At 51.7% G+C, this 17,845-nt stretch carries 17 protein-coding genes; 5 read left to right on the top strand and 12 right to left on the bottom strand.

Annotated elements, in window-relative coordinates:
- Positions 1 to 10 precede the first annotated feature (10 nt).
- The 7 genes from ftsL to leuO form a co-directional block, all read right to left on the bottom strand.
- Entirely contained in the window at positions 11 to 376 is a 366-nt protein-coding gene (ftsL, locus tag E6P06_RS07890; protein ID WP_000625651.1) for a cell division protein FtsL, read from the bottom strand.
- The gene (gene rsmH / locus E6P06_RS07885) at positions 373 to 1,314 is read right to left on the bottom strand and encodes a 16S rRNA (cytosine(1402)-N(4))-methyltransferase RsmH (RefSeq protein WP_003018789.1); all 942 of its coding nucleotides are present in this window, start codon (positions 1,312 to 1,314) and stop codon (positions 373 to 375) included. The genes ftsL and rsmH overlap by 4 nt, the downstream gene beginning before the upstream one ends.
- 1 nt (position 1,315) lies before the next feature.
- Entirely contained in the window at positions 1,316 to 1,774 is a 459-nt protein-coding gene (mraZ, locus tag E6P06_RS07880; protein WP_003018792.1) for a division/cell wall cluster transcriptional repressor MraZ, read from the bottom strand.
- A gap of 613 nt (positions 1,775 to 2,387) precedes the next feature.
- Entirely contained in the window at positions 2,388 to 3,392 is a 1,005-nt protein-coding gene (cra, locus tag E6P06_RS07875) for a catabolite repressor/activator (RefSeq protein ID WP_003018794.1), read from the bottom strand.
- 180 nt (positions 3,393 to 3,572) lie between these two features.
- A complete protein-coding gene (gene ilvN, locus E6P06_RS07870) occupies positions 3,573 to 4,064 on the bottom strand; it encodes an acetolactate synthase small subunit (RefSeq protein ID WP_003829566.1) in 492 nt (163 codons plus the stop codon).
- A 2-nt stretch (positions 4,065 to 4,066) separates the two neighbouring features.
- The gene (gene ilvI / locus E6P06_RS07865) at positions 4,067 to 5,791 is read right to left on the bottom strand and encodes an acetolactate synthase 3 large subunit (protein WP_003845729.1); all 1,725 of its coding nucleotides are present in this window, start codon (positions 5,789 to 5,791) and stop codon (positions 4,067 to 4,069) included.
- Positions 5,792 to 6,109: 318 nt separating this feature from the next.
- Complete coding sequence (gene leuO, locus E6P06_RS07860; protein WP_003837423.1) at positions 6,110 to 7,057, bottom strand: transcriptional regulator LeuO; 948 nt, start codon at positions 7,055 to 7,057, stop codon at positions 6,110 to 6,112.
- A gap of 653 nt (positions 7,058 to 7,710) precedes the next feature.
- On the opposite strand from leuO, the gene leuL reads away from it, so the two are divergent.
- The 5 genes from leuL to leuD all read left to right on the top strand — a co-directional run bounded on the left by leuL (position 7,711) and on the right by leuD (position 12,570).
- A complete protein-coding gene (gene leuL, locus E6P06_RS07855) occupies positions 7,711 to 7,797 on the top strand; it encodes a leu operon leader peptide (protein WP_048998978.1) in 87 nt (28 codons plus the stop codon).
- Positions 7,798 to 7,888: 91 nt separating this feature from the next.
- A complete protein-coding gene (gene leuA, locus E6P06_RS07850) occupies positions 7,889 to 9,460 on the top strand; it encodes a 2-isopropylmalate synthase (protein WP_003837421.1) in 1,572 nt (523 codons plus the stop codon).
- A complete protein-coding gene (gene leuB, locus E6P06_RS07845; protein ID WP_003837420.1) occupies positions 9,460 to 10,551 on the top strand; it encodes a 3-isopropylmalate dehydrogenase in 1,092 nt (363 codons plus the stop codon). The genes leuA and leuB overlap by 1 nt, the downstream gene beginning before the upstream one ends.
- A 2-nt stretch (positions 10,552 to 10,553) precedes the next feature.
- A complete protein-coding gene (leuC, locus tag E6P06_RS07840) occupies positions 10,554 to 11,954 on the top strand; it encodes a 3-isopropylmalate dehydratase large subunit (protein ID WP_139935094.1) in 1,401 nt (466 codons plus the stop codon).
- 10 nt (positions 11,955 to 11,964) lie between these two features.
- On the top strand, positions 11,965 to 12,570 hold the full coding sequence (leuD, locus tag E6P06_RS07835; protein WP_003837416.1) for a 3-isopropylmalate dehydratase small subunit: 606 nt from the start codon (positions 11,965 to 11,967) through the stop codon (positions 12,568 to 12,570).
- A 45-nt stretch (positions 12,571 to 12,615) separates the two neighbouring features.
- Here the strand turns inward: leuD and E6P06_RS07830 are convergent, their stop codons facing one another.
- The 5 genes from E6P06_RS07830 to sgrT all read right to left on the bottom strand — a co-directional run bounded on the left by E6P06_RS07830 (position 12,616) and on the right by sgrT (position 17,756).
- A complete protein-coding gene (locus E6P06_RS07830) occupies positions 12,616 to 13,608 on the bottom strand; it encodes a substrate-binding domain-containing protein (protein WP_044699207.1) in 993 nt (330 codons plus the stop codon).
- Between the two features lie 82 nt (positions 13,609 to 13,690).
- Complete coding sequence (locus tag E6P06_RS07825; RefSeq protein ID WP_003837412.1) at positions 13,691 to 14,974, bottom strand: MFS transporter; 1,284 nt, start codon at positions 14,972 to 14,974, stop codon at positions 13,691 to 13,693.
- Between the two features lie 58 nt (positions 14,975 to 15,032).
- Entirely contained in the window at positions 15,033 to 15,797 is a 765-nt protein-coding gene (gene idnO, locus E6P06_RS07820; RefSeq protein ID WP_016149547.1) for a gluconate 5-dehydrogenase, read from the bottom strand.
- 278 nt (positions 15,798 to 16,075) lie between these two features.
- Positions 16,076 to 17,254: a sugar efflux transporter gene (locus tag E6P06_RS07815; protein WP_016149546.1), complete on the bottom strand. Its 1,179-nt coding sequence runs from the start codon at positions 17,252 to 17,254 to the stop codon at positions 16,076 to 16,078.
- 373 nt (positions 17,255 to 17,627) lie between these two features.
- On the bottom strand, positions 17,628 to 17,756 hold the full coding sequence (gene sgrT / locus E6P06_RS07810) for a glucose uptake inhibitor SgrT (protein ID WP_003018817.1): 129 nt from the start codon (positions 17,754 to 17,756) through the stop codon (positions 17,628 to 17,630).
- Positions 17,757 to 17,845: the final 89 nt, after the last annotated feature.

Here is a 17,845-nt window from a genome sequence, read left to right as displayed (position 1 = left end):
GCGTTTATCCTTATTTTTGTACTACGATATTTTCTTGTGAGGGATCGACATGCTGCATTTGCAGCTTTTCCGTTGCGATCCGTTCAACACGGCTATGGTCGCCGAGCGCGTTCTCCTCAAGGATCAAGTTACGCCATTCGATATCCAGCGCATCTCGCTCCAGGACCAGCTGCTCACGCTGCGCAGTCAGTAACCGCGTATGGTGCGCTGTTGTCACGACGGTAACCGCCGTCAAAATAATGCAAATGAACAGGCAGAGTGGCAGCTTCCCAAACCGCAAAAGATCGTCACCGATCACGCCAGGCAATGCATGGCGCTCGTTGCTTCCTATCGATCCTTTAACTTTGCTGAGGGCTTCTGTCACTCTGCTGATCATGCGTTCGTCCTCTCTGCAATACGCAGAACTGAACTACGGGCACGAGGATTCTCAGCGACCTCTTCTTCACCCGGCATCATCTTGCCTAGTGCTCTTAACTCACGGCCGCCCAGTTTTTTGATCTGCGCTTCGGTCATCGGTATTCCAGCCGGTACCTGAGGACCACGGCTTTGTTCACGCATAAAGCGTTTCACAATGCGGTCTTCAAGCGAATGGAAACTGATGATCGAAAGGCGACCACCTGGAGCCAGCACGCTGAGCGAGCTTTTTAGCGCCTGCTCTATCTCCTCCAGTTCACTGTTCACCCAAATGCGCACCGCCTGGAAGGTACGGGTCGCGGGATGTTTGAATTTGTCCTTCACCGGCATTGCCGCCGCAATAACTTCCGCCAGTTCTTTGGTGCGGGTCATCGGTTCGATGCGGTTACGCTCCACGATGGCGCGCGCAATGCGTTTGCCGAAGCGCTCTTCGCCAAAGGTTTTAATCACCCAGGCAATGTCTGCTTCATCGGCGGTTTGCAGCCATTCGGCCGCTGACTGACCGCGTGTTGGGTCCATACGCATATCTAACGGACCGTCACGCATAAACGAAAAACCGCGCTCTGCGTCATCGAGCTGCGGTGAAGAAACGCCCAGATCGAGAAGAATCCCGTCGATCTTACCGGTCAGTCCACGCTCAGCGACATAGTCAGCCAGCGCAGAGAAAGGTCCATGTACGATGGAGAAGCGAGGATCGGTAATCGTTTTAGCAACGGCAATAGCCTGCGGATCGCGATCGATTGCCAGTAAACGCCCCTCTTCGCCAAGCTGGGAGAGGATCAGACGTGAGTGACCACCGCGACCAAATGTCCCGTCAATGTAGATGCCGTCTGGACGAATATTCAGGCCGTTTACGGCTTCATCCAGCAACACCGTTGTATGTTTATAATTTTCCGTCATTTTATAGAGACAAATCCTGCAATCGTTCCGACAACGCGCCAGTAACAGACTGCTCAGCGTCGATATCTTCCTTGACCTGTTGATACCAGGTCGTTTCATCCCACAGCTCAAACTTATTGAACTGCCCAACCAGCATCACTTCTTTCGTTAGCCCTGCGTGTTGCCGCAGAATGGGCGCTATCAGTAATCGACCAGCGTTATCCATCTGACATTCGCTGGCATGACCCAACAATAAGCGCTGTACGCGACGCTCAACTGGATTCATGCTCGACAGACGCGATAGCTTCTGCTCGATTATTTCCCATTCAGGCAGGGGGTACAGCAGCAGGCACGGGTGATGGATGTCAATGGTGCAAACCATTTGACCGGTAGCGCTCTCAAGCAGTTGATCCCGATAACGGGTAGGCACGGATAAGCGCCCTTTACTGTCGAGATTAACTAACGTTGCTCCCCGGAACATGCCAGTCTCACCCCCGATTACCACTTTATCCCACAAATTCCCACTTAAAGGAGTTTACGGAGCGGAGGAAAACCTTGTCAAGCAAGTCGCGGCGCTTAGCGGAGCAAAAAACCCATTGTTTACGGCTAATATCAGCGTTGAACAAAATCCGTACAGCAAACGAAGCAAATTAACGTCATGAATATTTGTAAGAAAAAAATCCAACAACTCATCATTGTTTAAAACAACTGAATATCATCAGAAGAAAATATAAAGTGTCAGTTTGCGACGCGAGCGGCATTTTAGGACAATATGCAGCGAGTTAACAGTACCAGTTAATCGGTCTGTACGCCGCGCAGGACCAAGGTAAGCACCAGATGGCCGCAATACGAGAGCAAAGTGTTTGTTAATTCGGCAAATCCACACATGCATGTAACAAAATAATACAACCGTAACGCGTCGTTACGTATCAATAACCCAAAAATGGATAGTTGCATTTTTAATTCGGGGTATTTCAAGAATACATTTCAGATAATTCTAAAGAATATTCTTAAATATAATGCGGTTATTTCTGAGAATAGAAAAACTGAAGACGTCAGAGGCTTATCCCGCCGACGCCATCAATTGAGGAAACTTAGTTACGGCTGAGAATACCGCGACGGTACAGATTACGCCGTATACGCGTTAAACCTGGTTTTGGTTTACGCGGTTCGTCCAGGCTTGCCAGTACAATCTCCAGCACGCGTTCCGCGACATCACGATGGCGCTGTGCCACTGCCAGTACAGGGCACTGCAGGAAGTCGAGCAGTTCGTGATCGCCAAAAGTCGCAATCGCTAAATCAGACGGCAACTGCCCATCACGACGCAGGGTCACATCCATCACCCCCTGCAACAGAGCAAACGACGTGGTAAACAACGCCTGAGGCATTGGGTGCGTTTCCAGCCATTTATCAAACAGCTGCGCTGCAGCTTCCCGCTCATAGCTGTTGGCGTACAGGAAATGGACTTCACGCGGATCGTCCTTCCACGCGGTACGAAAACCCTGTTCGCGCAGGAAACTGACGGATAATTCAGGAAGCGCGCCCAGATAGAGGACGGTTTCAGCAGGGAATTTGCGTAACTCTTCCGCCAGCATTTCCGCATCATCCTGATCTGCACCCACAACGCTGGTAAAATGTTCGCGATCCAGTGCACGATCCAGCGCCACAATCGGGAATGAACTGTTTGCCCAGCGTTGGTAGAACGGATGTTCAGGCGGCAAGGAAGTCGACACAATAATGGCATCGACCTGGCGCTGTAAAAGATGCTCAATACAGCGCATTTCGTTATCTGGCTGATCTTCAGAGCAGGCAATCAACAGTTGATACCCACGTTGACGCGCCTGGCGCTCCAGATAGTTTGCGATCCGGGTATAGCTCGTGTTCTCAAGATCCGGGATCACCAGCCCGATAGAACGTGTGCGTCCAGCACGCAGCCCGGCCGCCACGGCATTCGGGTGGTAATTATGCTCGCGCACCACCGCCATGACTTTTTCAACCGTTTTGTCGCTTACGCGATATTGCTTTGCTTTGCCATTAATAACGTAGCTTGCAGTCGTTCGCGAAACGCCGGCCAACCGAGCGATTTCATCCAGTTTCACAATTGCCCCTTGCGTAAAATGTACAAACCATAACCTTTGTGATGGCATGGGTTAAATTTATTAACATCTAAGCGCAGAATAATGACTCCGGCAACCGCTTTTGTCTCTGGTTACCGCTGATTTCGCAAAAAAAAGCCCAACCTGAGTCGTTGGGCTTGCGAATTAAGAACCCGATCATGATTAACGCATGATTTTATCGCCGCGGGAAAGCCCAACCACGCCGGAGCGAGCAACTTCCACAATTTTAGCGACTTCACGCAGCGTTGCCAGAAACGCATCCAGCTTATCGCTGGTGCCCGCCAGTTGTACGGTGTAGATAGAAGGCGTGACATCGATGATTTGCCCGCGGAAAATCTCCGTGTTGCGTTTCACTTCTTCCCGGCCATAACCGCTGGCCTGGATTTTCACCAGCATGATTTCTCGTTCAACGTGGGCGCCCTGTCCCAGCTCGCTAACGCGCAGAACATCCACCAGTTTGTGGAGCTGCTTTTCGATCTGCTCAAGGACTTTCTCATCCCCTACTGTCTGAATCGTCATCCGCGATAAGGTCGGATCGTCGGTCGGCGCGACGGTCAGGCTTTCAATGTTGTAACCACGTTGGGCGAAGAGGCCAATAACACGCGATAATGCACCTGACTCGTTTTCAAGCAATACTGATAATATCCGGCGCATAATCAGGTCCTCTCCGTTTTGCTTAACCACATTTCATCCATCCCCCCCCCACGAATCTGCATCGGGTAGACATGTTCACTACCGTCGACGGTGACATCGACAAACACCAGACGATGGTTACGCACATGTTCCAGCGCTTCGCCCAACTTGCTCTCAAGTTCTTCAGGCCGATTAATCTGGATACCGATATGTCCATAAGCCTCAGCAAGGCGCACGAAATCGGGCAGCGACTGCATGTAAGACTGTGAGTGACGCCCGGAGTAGATCATGTCCTGCCACTGTTTGACCATGCCGAGATAACGGTTATTAAGGTTGAGTACCAGCACCGGCAGTTCATATTGCAGCGCCGTCGACAGTTCCTGGATATTCATCTGAATGCTGCCATCCCCGGTGACGCACACTACCGTTTCATCCGGCAAAGCCATTTTCACCCCTAACGCCGCAGGTAAACCGAATCCCATAGTGCCGAGGCCGCCTGAGTTAATCCAGCGACGCGGTTTATCGAACGGATAGTAAAGTGCGGCAAACATCTGGTGCTGGCCAACGTCAGAAGTCACATACGCCTCCCCTTTCGTCAGACGCCAGATGGTTTCAATCACCGCCTGCGGCTTAATACTTTCGCTTTGCGTGTCGTATTTCAGACACTGACGGGCACGCCAGTGCTCAATCTGTTGCCACCAGTCACGATTATCATCCAGCGGCTGCTGAGATTTCTCCTGCTCCAGTAGTTCGAGCATCTGATCCAGCACCAGGCGGGCATCCCCCACAATCGGAATATCCGCAGTAACGGTTTTGGAAATAGAGGTCGGATCGATATCGATATGCAGCACGGTCGCATTCGGACAATATTTTGCCAGGTTATTCGTCGTTCGATCGTCAAAGCGAACGCCAACGGCAAAGATCACATCGGAATGATGCATGGTCATATTGGCTTCGTAGGTACCGTGCATGCCCAACATGCCCAGCGCCTGACGATGCGTGGCCGGAAACGCGCCCAACCCCATGAGCGAGGAGACAACCGGCAGATTCAGCGCTTCAGCAATCTGAGCTAACTGCTCGTGGCAAGCGGCATTGACCGCGCCACCGCCCACATAAACAACCGGTTTCTTCGCCGCGACCAGTGTCTGCAACGCCCGTTTTATCTGTCCTTTATGTCCCGTCGTCGTCGGATTATACGAGCGCATACTCACCGAGTCCGGCCAGCTATAAGGCAGTTTCTTCGCCGGATTCAGAATATCCTTCGGCAAATCCACCACCACTGGCCCCGGACGACCGCTTGCTGCCAGCCAGAAGGCTTTTTTCAGCACCTGCGGGATATCTTCCGTTTGTTTGACCAGGAAGCTATGTTTCACCACCGGGCGGGATATACCTACCATGTCGCACTCCTGGAAGGCATCGTAGCCAATCAGCGACGTTGCGACCTGTCCGGAGAGGATCACCAGCGGAATGGAATCCATGTAAGCCGTTGCGATCCCGGTAATCGCGTTGGTCGCCCCCGGCCCTGAGGTGACCAATACGACCCCCACTTCTCCCGTGGCACGCGCAAGGCCATCAGCCATATGTACCGCCGCTTGTTCATGGCGGACCAGCACATGATCAATACCGCCGACCGTATGCAGGGCATCATAAATATCGAGGACGGCCCCCCCGGGATAACCGAATACCTGCTTCACACCCTGATCGATGAGCGATCGGACGACCATCTCGGCTCCAGACAACATCTCCATGGCTTGCCTCACTCTTATAATGAATTGCGGTTTAACAACACATTAACCGCTGACGATGACGCATGGCAATTGACTCCGAAGGGGTGGCACTGGAGTAAATAAGAATAAAAAGGAGGAAAGACGCGAATAAACGGAGAATTAAACCAGCATAAGCAATCAGTATGATAAATAATCGCTTAAAAATGGGGACTTACAGCGATTACTCTATTTTTTGACACTTTTGGACAGACGTAAAAAATAGAGTTCAGCATAAAATTTCAGTTATAAAGTTAAAAGCAGAATAAACAGGATGCACCGTCCGGTTTACTCTGCTAAATGCTACTGCTTACAAACGGAGACTAACAACTCTTCCATCCATTGATGTCCTTTATCCCGGCCTGCGGCTTCATGCCATGAAAGATAGCATGTGCGGCTGTTCAATTTTAACGGTAAAGGCAAGATCTGTAGTTCTAAAGAATCGGCAAATTCTTCTGCTAACCAACGTGGCGCAATAGAGACCAAGTGCGTTTGCGACACAATATTAAGAACGCTAATTAATGCCATGCCCTGATAAGCCACGGAGGATTGTTTATCCGGTGTGTCATACCACGGTTGGCTGAATGATGCGAAGCGATCAAGTGACACCACCGCATGCTGTTCATTATAGACATTGCTTTCCAGTAAAGGACCACTAATGCGCGGATGCTTTTTACTTGCCACTAACACCATTTCGTCATTGAATAACGGAATACTGGTAAATTCAGGACGTCGGAACTCTTCATAGCTAATAACGAATTCAGTTTCCTGGTAACGTAATTGATGCTCTGTATTTTGATTGAGTGAAGATTTAAATACGACATGAATGTTTGGTGCAACTTGCTCAACCCTATTATAAATCAACGAGGTCAGAATATTATCCAATGGGCTGCATACGCAAAGATTGAATACGCGCTCGCTGCTGGCTGGCTCAAAACCCGATCCAGGCAGTTCATTCTGCACTAATTGCAATGCCTGGCGAACAGAACCAAATAGCTGGAAGGCTCTTGCTGTCGGCTGGATACCGCGTCCATAACGAACAAAAAGCTCATCATTAAACATAATTTTCAGGCGCGCGACCGCATTACTGACAGCAGGTTGCGACATCCCCAAAGTATGCGCGGCACGGGTGATGTTTTGTTCTTGCATCACCGCATCAAAGACGGTTAATAAATTAAGATCAACCATGCGAAGCTGTGGTTTCCCAATATCTATAATATTTGTTTTATCTGTTATTTTTACTTCTGGCATATTTAACTCCACTGTCACTCTAAACTCCCTTTTCCCAGACGGAGTGAAGAAATAATCTCCGTTAATATGATTTACCATACATATAAGATGAGAAAAAGAAAAAACATTAAAATTAGGAAAACATAAAGGCACAAACCTAAATGAACAAAAGACCAATGCGATCGCAGTGTGGCAGTGTCACTGCACGGTGATTCATATGTTTAAATTTCAAAAACAATATAACCATAAGCATGGCGAATATACAATCATACGTATAGTGAATGTGTATTTAAGTTTTAATTAAATGTTTATATTATTAATACATTAAAAGTTAACATTAATTTATCAATTTTGTGGTGTTACACCACCCATAGCCATTCATAATTACTATAAAAACAGATAAATCATTAAGATATGAAATCCCAAGAGCGACTTTTCCTTCAGTTCGCCGTTACAATAAATGCAAATAACTATGCTCAAATATGTCAAAACATGAAAATTATGTACAACCATCAACTGATTAATTTTATGTAGCCCGAAAAATTCAGCACAATTCGCTTAAGTTTTGCAGAAACTTCCCCCCTCTAACGAGGCATTTGCTGGAGTGAGGGTTGACATCAGTCTTCATATCCAGTACCACTAAAAGCATATCGCATTCGCCTGGAGCTTAATTGATGACTTACATTGCTCGTTTCAACGGTCTACTACTACTAAACGCATCTTCGTTGCGCGGTAGACTGGTGGACGACATTCAGCATTAAGTCAGCTCCAGTTAAGACAAAAAACCCGCGCCGTTGCGCGGGTTTTTTTATGCTCGAAGCAAGGCGCCCTAAGAAACCAAGGACCTAAACCATGAGCCAGCAAGTCATTATTTTCGATACCACCTTACGCGATGGTGAACAGGCGTTACAGGCAAGCCTGAGTGTGAAAGAAAAACTGCAGATTGCGCTGGCCCTTGAGCGTATGGGCGTTGACGTGATGGAAGTGGGTTTCCCCGTTTCTTCACCGGGCGACTTTGAGTCAGTTCAGACTATCGCTCGTCAGGTTAAAAACAGCCGCGTTTGTGCCTTAGCTCGCTGCGTAGAAAAAGATATCGACGTTGCCGCAGAATCTCTGAAAGTCGCTGAGGCTTTCCGTATTCATACGTTTATCGCCACCTCGCCGATGCACATCGCGACGAAATTACGCAGTACGCTGGATGAGGTCATTGAGCGCGCGGTCTACATGGTTAAGCGTGCGCGTAATTATACCGATGACGTGGAGTTCTCCTGCGAAGATGCAGGCCGTACCCCTATCGCCGATTTGGCTCGCGTGGTTGAAGCTGCCATTAACGCGGGAGCCAAAACCATTAACATCCCCGATACCGTCGGTTACACCATGCCTTTCGAATTTGGGGCAATCATTTCTGGCCTGTATGAACGCGTACCAAATATCGATAAAGCCATCATCTCTGTACACACCCATGATGATTTAGGTTTGGGCGTAGGCAACGCACTGGCAGCCGTTCACGCCGGAGCGCGTCAGGTGGAAGGCGCGATGAACGGTATCGGCGAACGCGCCGGTAACTGCTCACTGGAAGAAGTGATCATGGCGATCAAGGTGCGTAAAGATATCCTGAATGTACAGACCCGCATCAATCACCAGGAGATCTGGCGCACCAGTCAATTAGTCAGCCAAATCTGCAACATGCCTATTCCGGCTAACAAAGCCATTGTCGGTAGCGGCGCCTTTGCCCACTCTTCCGGCATCCATCAGGACGGCGTACTGAAAAATCGTGAAAACTACGAAATCATGACGCCTGAATCCATCGGCCTGAACCAGGTACAGCTGAACCTGACGTCCCGTTCCGGACGTGCCGCGGTGAAACACCGTATGGACGAGATGGGATATAAAGAAAATGAATACAGCCTGGACAACCTGTACGACGCATTCCTGAAACTGGCGGACAAAAAAGGTCAGGTATTTGATTACGACCTGGAAGCGCTGGCCTTCATTAATAAACAGCAGGAAGAACCGGAGCATTTCCGTCTGGATTACTTCAGCGTACAGTCCGGCTCAAACGACATCGCCACCGCCTCCGTCAAGCTGGCCTGTGGTGAAGAAGTCAAAGCCGAAGCGGCGAACGGTAACGGTCCGGTCGATGCCATTTATCAGGCAATCAACCGTGTAACTGAGTACAACGTCGAACTGGTGAAATACAGCCTGACCGCCAAAGGGCACGGTAAAGATGCGCTGGGTCAGGTGGATATCGTTGCCAACTATAACGGTCGTCGTTTCCACGGCGTCGGTCTGGCGACAGATATCGTCGAATCTTCCGCTAAAGCAATGGTTCATGTGCTGAACAACATCTGGCGCGCCGAAGAAGTCGAAAAAGAATTGCAACGCAAAGCTCAGAACAACGAGAACAACAAGGAAACCGTATGATGTCGAAGAATTATCATATTGCTGTTTTGCCGGGTGACGGTATTGGCCCGGAAGTGATGGCGCAAGCCCTGAAGGTACTGGACGCAATCCGCAACCGCTTTAACATGCGCATTACCACCAGCCACTACGACGTGGGTGGTGCCGCTATCGATAACCACGGTCAGCCGCTGCCGCCTGCAACGGTTGAAGGCTGTGAACAAGCTGACGCCATTCTGTTTGGCTCCGTTGGCGGCCCGAAATGGGAAAATCTGCCGCCAAACCAGCAGCCAGAGCGTGGCGCGCTGCTGCCATTGCGTAAGCACTTCAAATTATTCAGCAATCTGCGCCCAGCTAAGCTCTATCAGGGTCTGGAAGCGTTTTGCCCTCTGCGCGCAGATATTGCCGCGAACGGTTTCGACATCCTGTGCGTACGCGAACTGACTGGCGGAATTTACTTCGGTCAACCAAAAGGCCGCGAAGGCAGCGGACAACATGAAAAAGCCTTTGATACCGAGGTTTATCACCGTTTCGAGATCGAACGTATTGCGCGTATCGCGTTTGAATCCGCCCGTAAACGTCGCCGTAAAGTCACGTCGATTGATAAAGCTAACGTACTGCAAACGTCTATTCTGTGGCGCGAAATCGTCAATGAAATTGCTAATGAATACCCAGACGTTGAACTGGCGCATATGTACATCGACAACGCGACGATGCAATTGATCAAAGATCCTTCCCAGTTCGACGTGTTGCTGTGCTCTAACCTGTTTGGCGACATTCTGTCTGACGAGTGCGCCATGATCACCGGTTCAATGGGCATGTTACCGTCCGCCAGCCTGAATGATCAGGGCTTCGGTTTGTACGAGCCTGCTGGCGGCTCCGCTCCTGACATCGCCGGGAAAAACATTGCCAACCCTATCGCCCAAATCCTGTCGCTGGCGCTGCTGCTGCGCTACAGCCTGGATGCCAATGATGCGGCAACCGCAATTGAGAGCGCCATCAATCGCGCATTAGAAGAAGGCATCCGCACCGGTGACTTAGCCCGTGGCGCTGCCGCAGTCAGTACCGATGAAATGGGCGACATCATTGCCCGTTACGTCGCAGAAGGGGTGTAATCATGGCCAAAACGTTATACGAAAAATTGTTTGATGCGCACGTCGTCTTTGAAGCGCAAAACGAAACCCCGCTGTTGTACATCGACAGACATCTGGTGCATGAAGTGACCTCTCCGCAAGCGTTTGATGGCCTGCGCGCGCATGGCCGTCAGGTACGCCAGCCGGGTAAAACCTTTGCCACCATGGATCACAACGTCTCTACCCAGACCAAAGACATCAACGCGTCGGGTGAGATGGCACGCATCCAGATGCAGGAGCTGATTAAGAACTGTAACGAATTTGGCGTTGAGCTGTATGACCTGAACCATCCGTATCAGGGTATCGTTCACGTGATGGGGCCAGAACAAGGCGTGACGTTGCCGGGTATGACCATCGTCTGCGGCGATTCCCACACCGCTACACACGGCGCGTTCGGCGCGCTGGCGTTTGGCATTGGCACCTCTGAAGTTGAACACGTTCTGGCGACGCAGACCCTGAAACAGGGGCGCGCCAAAACCATGAAGATTGAAGTCAACGGTAAAGCAGCCCCTGGCATTACCGCCAAAGATATTGTGCTGGCGATTATCGGTAAAACCGGTAGTGCAGGCGGTACCGGACACGTAGTTGAGTTTTGTGGCGAAGCCATCCGCGCGCTGAGCATGGAAGGCCGCATGACCCTGTGCAACATGGCGATCGAACTGGGCGCGAAAGCGGGCTTGGTCGCGCCAGACCAGACCACCTTCAACTATGTCGAAGGCCGTCTGCATGCACCGAAAGGCAAAGACTTTGACGACGCGGTCGCCTACTGGAAAACCCTGCAAACGGATGAAGGCGCCACTTTCGACAGCGTCATCGCCCTGCAAGCGGAAGAGATTGCGCCGCAGGTCACCTGGGGAACAAACCCGGGTCAGGTCATTTCGGTGAACGATAATATTCCCGACCCGGCATCCTTTGCCGATCCCGTTGAGCGCGCATCGGCTGAAAAAGCGCTGGCGTATATGGGGCTGAAGCCAGGTATTCCGTTAACGGAAGTGGCTATCGATAAAGTGTTCATCGGTTCCTGCACCAACTCGCGTATTGAAGATTTACGCGCCGCGGCGGAAATCGCCAAAGGACGTAAAGTTGCGCCAGGCGTACAGGCACTGGTGGTGCCGGGCTCTGGTCCGGTGAAAGCGCAGGCGGAAGCAGAAGGTCTGGACAAGATCTTTATCGAAGCAGGATTCGAATGGCGTTTACCAGGCTGTTCCATGTGTCTGGCCATGAACAATGACCGCCTGAATCCGGGCGAGCGCTGCGCCTCCACCAGCAACCGTAATTTTGAAGGCCGTCAGGGCCGCGGTGGTCGCACGCATTTAGTCAGCCCGGCCATGGCCGCCGCTGCCGCCGTTACCGGTCATTTTGCCGACATTCGCAGCATCAAATAAGGAAACTACCATGGCAGAGAAATTTACCCAGCATACCGGCCTGGTTGTCCCACTGGATGCCGCCAACGTTGATACCGACGCAATCATTCCCAAACAGTTTTTGCAGAAGGTTACGCGTACCGGTTTTGGCGCTCATCTGTTTAACGACTGGCGTTTTCTGGACGAAAAAGGGCAACAGCCAAATCCTGAGTTCGTTTTGAACTTCCCGGAATATAAAGGGGCATCAATTCTGCTGGCGCGCGAAAACTTCGGCTGCGGTTCGTCACGCGAACATGCGCCGTGGGCGTTGACCGATTACGGTTTTAAAGTGGTGATTGCCCCAAGCTTCGCCGACATCTTCTACGGCAACAGTTTCAATAACCAACTGCTGCCGGTGACTCTGAGCGACGCGCAGGTAGATGAAATGTTTACCCTGGTGAAAGCCAATCCGGGCATTAAATTTGAAGTGGATCTGGAAGCGCAGGTGGTGAAAGCGGGCGATAAGTCCTACAGCTTTAAAATCGACGACTTCCGCCGCCACTGCATGCTGAACGGTCTGGACAGCATCGGGCTGACGCTGCAGCATGAAGCGGCCATCACCGAGTACGAAGACAAGCAGCCAGCGTTTATGCAGTAATCTCTCCCGCTGGTCACCGCACGGTGGCCAGCCTCTACTCTTCGCCTACAGCGTATCGCCGTAATAGATTTGGTAGCCAAGATTAACGCTGCCCGGCGCATCCTTCCCGCCAAGACGTTTAATCAAAATATCCGCCGCCGTTTTGCCAATCTCAAAGCGTGGTGTAATCACGCTGGCGATTTTTTGCAGCCGCGCACGGCCAATTTCCAGCCCGTGGAAACCGGCAATCGCCATTTTTCCCGGCACATCGTACTGCTGTGCCTGACACTCCAGCAGCACGCCAACCGCCAGGTCATCGTTGGTACAGAAAATAGCGTCAATATCCGGCTTTTCCGCCATCGCCTGCTGGAACATTTTGCGCCCCAGCGCTACCGACGAAATCGTTTTTGGCGCCAGGTGATACGCCTCCAGCCCCTGCGCAGCCAGCGCATTCTCGGTACCTCGGTAACGACTCAAATCGCGAGGGTCGTCCATTGATCCAAAGAACGCAATGTGACGTTTTCCACTGTCGATAAACGCCTGGGTCATCTCGAAGGCCGCTTTTTCGTTATCGAAACCGACCTGTATATCCAGATACTGGCCGCTAATATCCATCAGTTCCGCCACAGGTACGCCGCTGGCGCGCACGTACTGGATCATCCGCTCGGTATGCAGCTTTCCCGTGAGGATCAGGCCGTCGATATTGTAAGAGAGCAGATTCAGAACCTCGCGTTCTTCACGCTCGGCGTCATATTCGTAGTTGGCGATCAGCGTCTGGTACTGGCAAGCCGAGGTGACGGATTCAATTCCCGCCAGCACGTCGGCAAAGATCTGATTACGAAACGAGGGGATCAGCACACCAATAGTTTTGCTACGTGCGTTGAGCAGAATTTCCGGAGCGCGGTTAGGAATGTAGTTGTTCTCTTCCATGATTTTCGAAATCAATTCACGGCTGCGTTGCGACACCTGATTCGGGTCACGCAGATAACGGCTGACCGTCATCTTATTCAGACCGGCCAGATTAGCGATATCCTGTAATGTCATCCGATTGTTTTTCATGAGGTTCTCTACGACCAACATCCCATTATGCTCGCAGAGAACCTTATCACAGCCGGTTAGCGACTGCACTCCTAGCTCAACCTTAACGCGTTACCATCTCAGCCGACGGCGACGTGGTTTCATTTTGCGCACGAACGCAGTACATCAGCACCACCGATGACAGCAGAGCAATCGCCATGAAGGTGTAGGAGACGCCCGGCCCGCCGGTCACGCCGTTGAGGTAACCCACCAGCCACGCGCCGAGGAATGCCCCTAACGCGCCAAAACTGTTGATCATTCCCATCGACACGCCGGAGACGTTGCGCGGCAGCAGTTCGGGGATCAGCGCAAAGAACGGTCCGTAAGGCGCATACATACAGGCGGCGGCCACGACCAGCAGCGCGTAAGAGAGCCAGAAGGACTGGTTGCCCAGCATCCACGAGGCAAAGAACGCAATGGCAGCAATCAGCAGCAGCGGCCAGATAAACAGCTTACGGTTCTGGTATTTATCGGACAGCCAGGAAACCGTCAGCATCAGGCAGATCGCCGCCAGATACGGCACTGCCGCCAGCCAGCCCACCGCCACAATATCCATCTGCGCCGCGTTTTTCAGAATCGACGGCATCCACATCATGAAGCCATACACCCCGATGCTCCACAGCGCATGCACCGCGCAAAGCATAATGACGCTGCGTGAACGCATCGCTTCACCGTAGTTGCGCATCGGTTTGATGTCCCGCTGCTCGCGGTCCATCGCCTGCTGTAACGCCTGCTTCTCCTGCTCGCTCAACCAACCCGCATCCGCCGGTTTGTCGCGCACCAGAATCACCCAGCAGAAAGCCCAGATCACCGCAGGAATACCTTCAATGATAAACATTTCGCGCCAGCCCCAGGCTTCAATCAGGTAGCCAGAGACAATCGACATCCACAGCACTGTGACCGGGTTACCGAGAATTAAAAAGGTGTTGGCGCGCGAGCGTTCAGTTTTGGTAAACCAGTTGCTGATATAAATCAGCATCGCGGGCATCACCGCCGCTTCGACGATGCCGAGAATAAAGCGGATCGCCATCAGCGTTGGGATATTGCTGACAAAGCCGGTCGCCGCGGCACAAAGCCCCCAGAGGATCAGGCTGTAAAAAATCATTTTACGGACGCTATGTTTAACGGCATACATGGCGCCAGGCACCTGGAAAAAGAAATATCCCAGGAAAAAGAGCGCGCCAATCAGCGAGGCCGTGCCCTGGGTGATCCCTAAATCGTGTTCGATACCAGCGGCAGCGGCAAAGCCGTAATTGGCGCGGTCGAGATAAGCTAAGCTGTAGGTAATAAAAATAATCGGCATTAAATACCACCAGCGACGCGCTGGCAGTTTTGCGAGCATATTCATACTCACTCCTTGGATTATCATTAAAGGATGAGGTTGCTTCCCGCGGCCTCGTTAGCGATCAAACAGCGGCCAGCATGCCGCCATCGACAAACAGAAGATGCCCATTCACAAAGTCAGAGGCGGGCGCAGCGAGATAAACCGCCGCGCCGATCAACTCTTCCGGGTTACCCCAGCGAGCAGCGGGCGTGCGCTGGAACAGCCAGGCGGAGAATGCTTCATCGTTAACCAGCGCGGTGGTCATGTCGGTAGCGAAATAGCCGGGAGCAATACCGTTGACCTGAATATTGTATTCCGCCAGTTCCACGCACATGCCACGGGTTAACATTTTGACCGCGCCTTTTGACGCCGCGTAGGGGGTAATGGTTTTACGACCTAATTCACTTTGCATTGAGCAGATATTAATAATCTTCCCGCGGCGGCGTTGCACCATGTAGCGGGAAACCTGCTGTGATACCAGAAAGACCGATTTCTGGTTTACATCAATCACTTTGTCCCATTCAGCCTCCGGGAATTCGGTGAAGGGATAACGACGCTGGATTCCGGCGTTGTTAATTAAAATATCAATGGCCCCAACGTCCTTTTCAATTTGCGCGATGGCGCACGCCACCTCTTCCCCGCTGGTAACATCAAATCCATAGCCAACAGCGCGATAGCCTTCGGCCACCAGTTTGTCCGCCGCCGCCTGCGCCCGCTGCTGGGTAATGTCGTTAATAACAATCTCAGCACCGTGCGCCGCCAGACCGCTGGCCAGCAGGTTACCAATGCCCTGAGCGGAACCGGTAATCAGCGCGCGTTTACCGGTCAGGTCGAATAGGTTTTTCATGAAAAAACTCCTTTTTTGATAACTGTTACGCGTAACTGTATACGCGTAACAGTAGAAAAAAGAAGATCAAGGAAGAGGAAAATGATCGTTATGTGATCAACGTTACATTTACGTGCAAGATAAAAAAAGAAGGATAGGCCTGATAAGCGTAACGCGTTCAGGCCGTAGGGACAGGTTGCCGGATGGCGGCGTAAACGCCTTATCCGGCCGACAAAAACGACAAAAACTAATGCAAAATATCGCCAGGCCGGGCACTACGACGCCAGGACTGCGCCGGACTAAACGTCCTTCACCCGCCCGGTCATCCACAGCGTAACCACCGAAATCACCGCAATCACCCAATAGACGGCATAGTGACCGTAGCTTTGCGCAACTGCCCCCTGAATCACCCCTGCCAGAATGACTCCCGTTGAAATACTGTTGGTAAATAATGTGGTCGCTGACCCCGCACGTCCAGGCATCAGATCCTGAAACCACAGCATGCCTATCCCGGCGATAATACCGATAAATACCGCGTTAAACAGTTGCAGCACCAGCAGCGCCATACGGCTGTGAAAGAAGATCAAACCAATATAAAACAGCACGCCTGCCGCTACGGCCGCGATCATCATTCGCCGTTTACCAAAGCGCTTCACGTAATAGCCTGCCAGAATCATCGCCGGAATTTCCAGCCCAGCCGCCGTCCCCATCAGGATCCCGGCCAGCTTGTCCGGCAAGCCCAGTTCAAGACTTATCCACAGTGGCATATCAATGATGTACATGGTGTTGCAGGTCCACATCAGCGTGGAGGCAATAAACAACATACGCACATTTTTGTCCTGCCAACCGCCGGTCTGTTCCAGCGGCGCGTCTACAGGCTGCTCCACCCGCGCGACAGACGGCAGTATCAGCGCAATCAGCACCAGGCTAATGGCAAAAATCCCTGCGGCAATGGAAAACATCGCCGTAAAGCCGTAATTCAGCGCCAGCATGAATGCCAGTGGCGGTCCTATCACCCAGGCCAACGAAAGCTGCGCACGCATCACCGAGCTAAACATCACCACTTCACGCGCGGAGTTATCAGCATATTCTCGCGCCAGCGCAAACAGCTGCGGCATGGCGGTGTTCGCCAGCGAGGCCAGCAGCACACCGCAGGTGATCAGCGTGAGATAGTGGCGATTAAAGGCAAACAGCAGCGCATTGCCAATCGCCATCAGGCAGCAAAACATGATCAGCTTGCGCCGATCGCCCTGGCTGTCGGATCGTTTCGCGAGGCCAAGGCTGACGACGATCCCGACAATTGCATTGACGGTGTAAAACAGCCCGACCCAAAATGGCTGCGCCCCGACTTCACGGCTCAGGAACAGACTCAGGGTGGGTGCCTGCAATGCCCCCGCCACGCCCATCATAAAAGCGACCAGCATAAATGCCGCGTAAACGCCGTTGAGGCGCCGTCCCATGGTCATAATCCAGAGCATATCTTTCCTTTTAAGCGCAGCTGAAACGAAAAAAGCCAGCAGATAATACCTGCTGGCGGGTGAACGAGGCTGTATCCTGCCATTATATCTGGCATCGACGCTGGGTAAAAAACGCATAATCCAGGCGGAGGGCGCTGGGTATAGAAATCTATTCCCAAGCCTGACAACGCAGAGTATGCGTTTTTTACACGCGTCCCGGAGGGCTGGGGCCATTTTTTCACATAGCTGTGTTGCTCACACCTTATTTGGTTCACCAAATTTCACTGTTCGCGCCTTGCCATGTGAAAAAATAGCCACCAGCGATGCTCAGAGATAATGGCAGGATACAGCCTGCACCAATACTCAGTCACACATGATGTCTGCAATTTCCAATTCAGGAGTCAGATGTCATCTCCCACTGCATCAGCTCTTCGAGCATCTTTAAGCGCTGCGGTGCGCTCAGGCAAGCCAACCAGGACGATTTTTCCGTCGTGGTAAAGTACTTCAACCAGAACTGACGCATAGATGACCCCTTCGTTGTCTCATCGCTTCATCGGAATCTATTATTGGCTTAATATAGGGATTATAAAATTGCTGAGTTTTCCGCAGGAG

It is taken from the genome of Citrobacter sp. CF971 (genome assembly GCF_006385635.1).
Classification (GTDB): Bacteria; Pseudomonadota; Gammaproteobacteria; order Enterobacterales; family Enterobacteriaceae; genus Citrobacter; species Citrobacter freundii.
Note: the sequence above shows the minus strand (reverse complement) of the source record. Positions and strands in the feature narration are given on the sequence as shown.